Genomic DNA, 4,247 nt, shown 5'->3' on the forward strand with positions numbered 1-4,247 from the left:
TAGATAGGATGGAAGTGGAAGTGCAGTGATGCATGGAGCGGACCATTACTAATCGGTCGAGGACTTAACCAAGGAGAGCGGTTAGGTTTATTGAAGGGAATAGATATTGTTTAGTTTTGAGAGTACAAGCTCTCACCCGAAAGGGTAGTGTGGTGATGATGGCTTGAAGGATACACCTGTTCCCATACCGAACACAGCAGTTAAGCTTCAACACGCCGAAAGTAGTTGGGGGATCGCTCCCTGCGAGGATAGGACGTTGCCACGCTAATGCTGACTTAGCTCAGTTGGCAGAGCACCTCACTAGTAATGAGGAGGTCGGAGGTTCGAGCCCTCTAGTCAGCATAAGTTACACTTTATAAGTGTTCAGAAGTCTTCATGTCAGGTTGTTAAAAGCTTGATATGAAGGCTTTTTTGATACTTCTGATATTAAAATGAATTCTTTTTATATTGATCTAAATTACACCTCAGACACAATATCAGACACACTGGACGAGAAGAACAAAAGTTGTGTGTCTGAAAAATTAGAAGGGGCCTCGACACCTGATATATCAGCATTTATAAGCTAATTGTCAGTGTGTCTGGTGTGTTGAAAATCAATATTACGATATGATTGACTGTTGGCTACCTTATCGTCATTTGATAAGGTAGTCATTTTTTGTTTCTTTTTGATGATGCAAAAAGAAATGCTGAAATCCAAACAGAGCAGTCAGTTTGGTCGTTGTTGTTACTTATGGCGAAATCATAAGTAAATCAGATATGAAATCTCAAAAATGACCTTGAATGTCAATCTCGAGGTACTCATTTTTGAATGTAATATCTGATCGCTCGACAGGGTGCAGGGAAGCCTCGCAGGCTCCTCGCCAAGCTATAATTCGTATTACAAACTTGTTTGATATTACGAATTTAATTACTTGCAAGTTCGTTTGTTCTTGTATTATAATATAGTTGAATAATTGGTCTAGACCAATACAAAAAACAAACGAACCCGACGAAATGAGGAATTTAGTCAGTCGTTGTCACGAGCACGTGAAGACTGAAAATTTCTTTTGCCGTCAGGCAAACTGAGGAGGTCAAGAACGAATGAAGCCATTGAAAAATAAATTGATTCAAACTCGCCTAAGTGAAGATGAACTTGCGGATTTTGAAGCAGTGAAGCATGAGCTAGAAATTGCTGGAAGTTCCAAGGCGATGCGGCAGATGATTCGAGATGAGAAGCTATTAATGCAAGCTAAGAATAACTGGCAAAAGGGCAAGTATGACGCGGTAACGATTTTAGTTCAGCAACTGAATGATCAAGGGCGGTTGCCATTAGTCGAAGCGTTATACGGCTTGACAAATACTAGTACATCAACCGAATTGAACCTTGTACGGGATCAATATACTGACATTCAACAGCAACTCGAATCAATCATGTATGCCGTGACCAAGAGTGGAAATAATCTGAATCAAATTGCCCATGTATTAAATGCCGCTAAGCAACAGGCAGAACAAGAAGATGATGACTTAGCTGACGATGATTTGTGGCAGTGGGTCGCTAAGCAGTTGGTTGAAAATAGCCAAATTTTGACTGACCTGCGATTAGAAATTAATAACCTTAAACATGATACTAGACGTGACAAACAGGAGGGCGGTGGTGAAGTTGTCAGTCCTGGAAACACACTCGTGTCGTAGTAGCTATAGAAGATTACAATACCTATTTCAGGAGCCACCACATAGCTACCGGAAGACATCACGAAGGGTACTTGCCTGCACTGGATTTAATATAAAGCTACTACATGATCCGGATGGCAATATTTCAACGACCCAAAATGGTGGATACCTAGAAAAGCAATTCAAGGATAACTTAAAGAAAGCTCACAATCCCAAACGAACCTACCAAGCACAAACATTGATTGTCTCATTTTCACCTGACGAGTTTGATACGAAAGACCTTAACCTACAAGCCAAACAAGCCTTAACGCTAGTCCAACACTTTGTCCACCAACATTTTTCTGACGCCCAATCCGTAATTGCAGTTCAGGCGGATGGTCAGGGCGGCAAGCTTCATGCTCATGTTGTTTTCAATACAGTCAAGCCAAATGGCAAAACCATTTCTACCAGCCGCTTTAACATACATCAACTACGAACCAACTTTGACCATGAAATGAGTCAGAACTACCAACGAGTAACTTGTCATAGTTGGACCAACCCCATACATAACCAACAAAAGCGGCAAGACGCTAACAATTTAACCACACGATCTGAATGGCAACAGAACTTAAAACAGATCATCACCCAAGTTAAGAGCGAAGTAGCTTCACTTAAAGCCTTTATTCAGCGATTAGGCGAACAAGGAATAACTGTGACTGACCGTAAAAAGAAAACGTCTTGGACCTACCATCAAATGGTCGATGGTAAAGAGTACAAAGTCCGAGATTTTTATCAACGGGTGAATAAGCAAACCGGTGAAGTACTGTCTACTCGTGGCCTGGGCCAGGAATTTACGAAGAGTTATTTAACAAGTTACTTTAAACAGAAAGAAAATGAAGAGGAGGAAGATACCAATGACAGAAAAGAAAACGACAGACTCGAAAAAGTCCGAACAATGGCAAGAGATGCTAAGATTAGGATTGCTAGACAACAACGCCTCAATCAGCTCAACCGACAGCGAAGTGAATCCGCTCAAGCTCGGGAGCAGAAACAAAGATCTATCAAAGAAGCTCGACTATCTGATCGACGAGACAGCAAAGCAAAACGACGTCAATCAAGTGTCGAAGAACGTCGACAACTTGAGCAACAAGCTCGACGAAAAAGGGCAGAAACTCAAAGATCAGCTGACGGACCAGAACTCTAAAGTCGTGAAGGCAGTGGCAGACGCCCGGGCGATTGGGTATGCTGATGGTATAGTTGACCGGGTTGACGCAATAGATCAGAAAATGCAAGGCTTAGAGGCTGACATTAACTTGCGAGAACAAAACTTGGACCAAAAAACTCAAGAATGTGTTGCTAAAGTGGCAGACCTTAACCAAGTTGGAAAGTACCTGGAACGATATACACAAGTCGTTAATAATCGCTTAGTGCCAACAATGCGTAATTTGATTTTGGCAATGAAAAATGGCATCACGCACCATACGGAAGACGTGGCTAAAGATGTTTATGAGCAGTTTAAGATGGATACTAATTTAACAGTTCAAGAGGTTATCAAACAAGCTGTAAGTCAGAATTTTGACAAAGAACGCAAAAAGACTGAGGGAGCGAGTGCCAGTGCCAAACTTAGTGCTAAAGCAAGTCAACAAGCAGTAAGGCAAGTCTCAGCAATGCTTAACGAGTTTATAAAATTTTTAGTTCTGTTTGGTATTGAGCTTGTTATCTTAGGGGCAATCATAGCAATAACCCCCGGCTGGCCAAAATTGTTAGCAGCACCAATTGGGTTGCTGTTAGGCGGCGTTATTGATTGGAAGATTTATAAGAACGGGGGCTGGGGCTAATGTCTTTCGATGTTGAGGTAATGAGTGACCAACAATTGGATGAATTGCTCTTAAAGCCAAAGAAGATTCCAACTTGGCGACTTGTCAATACGCAAAGTGAACGCGAGAAGAAGCGTATTCGGCAAATGGAACGGCATAATAAGCAATTGGAAGCTGCTAGGTTGTATCAAAAGAAGAAGCAACGAGCACGATTATTGGCGACTAAACGTAAACAGGAAATGCAACGGCAAGAGCATCAAGAACGAATGAAACATAAGAAAAAGCCGTCAAATGAAAAGGATGACGGCTTGGAATTATAGTCATATAAACAGAAAGGCCGCCCAGCCTGCGAAGGCCAGACGGTCGCCAAAGTTGCTAACTCATGCTATAATATAGCTGTACTAAAGAAATATTATATTCAATAGTTGGGCTGATAAGTTTAGCAAGAGCGCTTCTATTCTGGTGTACTGCAATACACCACCAGCCAAGCGCAACAGAGTACACCCTCAAGGGGATCAGCTCCTAAGTTGACATCTTGTGCATTGGTGGTCGCCAGTGCACATTTTTTATTTTACCATGATTTAACAACTGGTGTTGTATCCGATTTTTTACGCAGGATTTAATTATTGCGTAGTTTGCGTTTTAATAAAAAGTCTCGTCAGTGGGGAATTATCTATGTGGCAGATTGCAAGAAATAACTTGAACGAATTTAATGACGTAAATTAAGCAGGAAGATCTCGATTGGTGTGCGCCAGTTAAGACATTTAAGTGGCCGGGAATTCAGATACCAATTGATTTGAA

At 41.5% G+C, this 4,247-nt stretch carries 4 protein-coding genes, 1 tRNA gene and 1 rRNA gene; all 6 read left to right on the forward strand.

The annotated features are described in order from the left end of the window. Positions 1 to 148: 148 nt before the first annotated feature. The 6 genes from rrf to OCT58_RS10050 all read left to right on the forward strand — a co-directional run bounded on the left by rrf (position 149) and on the right by OCT58_RS10050 (position 3,766). Positions 149 to 265 (forward strand): 5S ribosomal RNA (gene rrf, locus OCT58_RS10025). 4 nt (positions 266 to 269) lie between these two features. Further along, a tRNA-Thr gene (locus OCT58_RS10030) sits at positions 270 to 342 on the forward strand. A gap of 738 nt (positions 343 to 1,080) precedes the next feature. After that, on the forward strand, positions 1,081 to 1,671 hold the full coding sequence (gene mobC / locus OCT58_RS10035; RefSeq protein WP_086142742.1) for a plasmid mobilization relaxosome protein MobC: 591 nt from the start codon (positions 1,081 to 1,083) through the stop codon (positions 1,669 to 1,671). Next, entirely contained in the window at positions 1,634 to 2,833 is a 1,200-nt protein-coding gene (locus OCT58_RS10040) for a relaxase/mobilization nuclease domain-containing protein (RefSeq protein ID WP_225358214.1), read from the forward strand. Before mobC ends, OCT58_RS10040 begins: the two co-directional genes overlap by 38 nt. After that, positions 2,769 to 3,467: a hypothetical protein gene (locus OCT58_RS10045; RefSeq protein WP_267202695.1), complete on the forward strand. Its 699-nt coding sequence runs from the start codon at positions 2,769 to 2,771 to the stop codon at positions 3,465 to 3,467. Before OCT58_RS10040 ends, OCT58_RS10045 begins: the two co-directional genes overlap by 65 nt. Beyond that, positions 3,467 to 3,766 (forward strand): hypothetical protein, encoded by a 300-nt coding sequence (locus tag OCT58_RS10050; RefSeq protein WP_225358213.1) that lies wholly within the window; start codon positions 3,467 to 3,469, stop codon positions 3,764 to 3,766. Before OCT58_RS10045 ends, OCT58_RS10050 begins: the two co-directional genes overlap by 1 nt. Positions 3,767 to 4,247 lie beyond the last annotated feature (481 nt).

Source organism: Limosilactobacillus kribbianus, assembly GCF_026413145.1.
Classification (GTDB): Bacteria; Bacillota; Bacilli; order Lactobacillales; family Lactobacillaceae; genus Limosilactobacillus; species Limosilactobacillus kribbianus.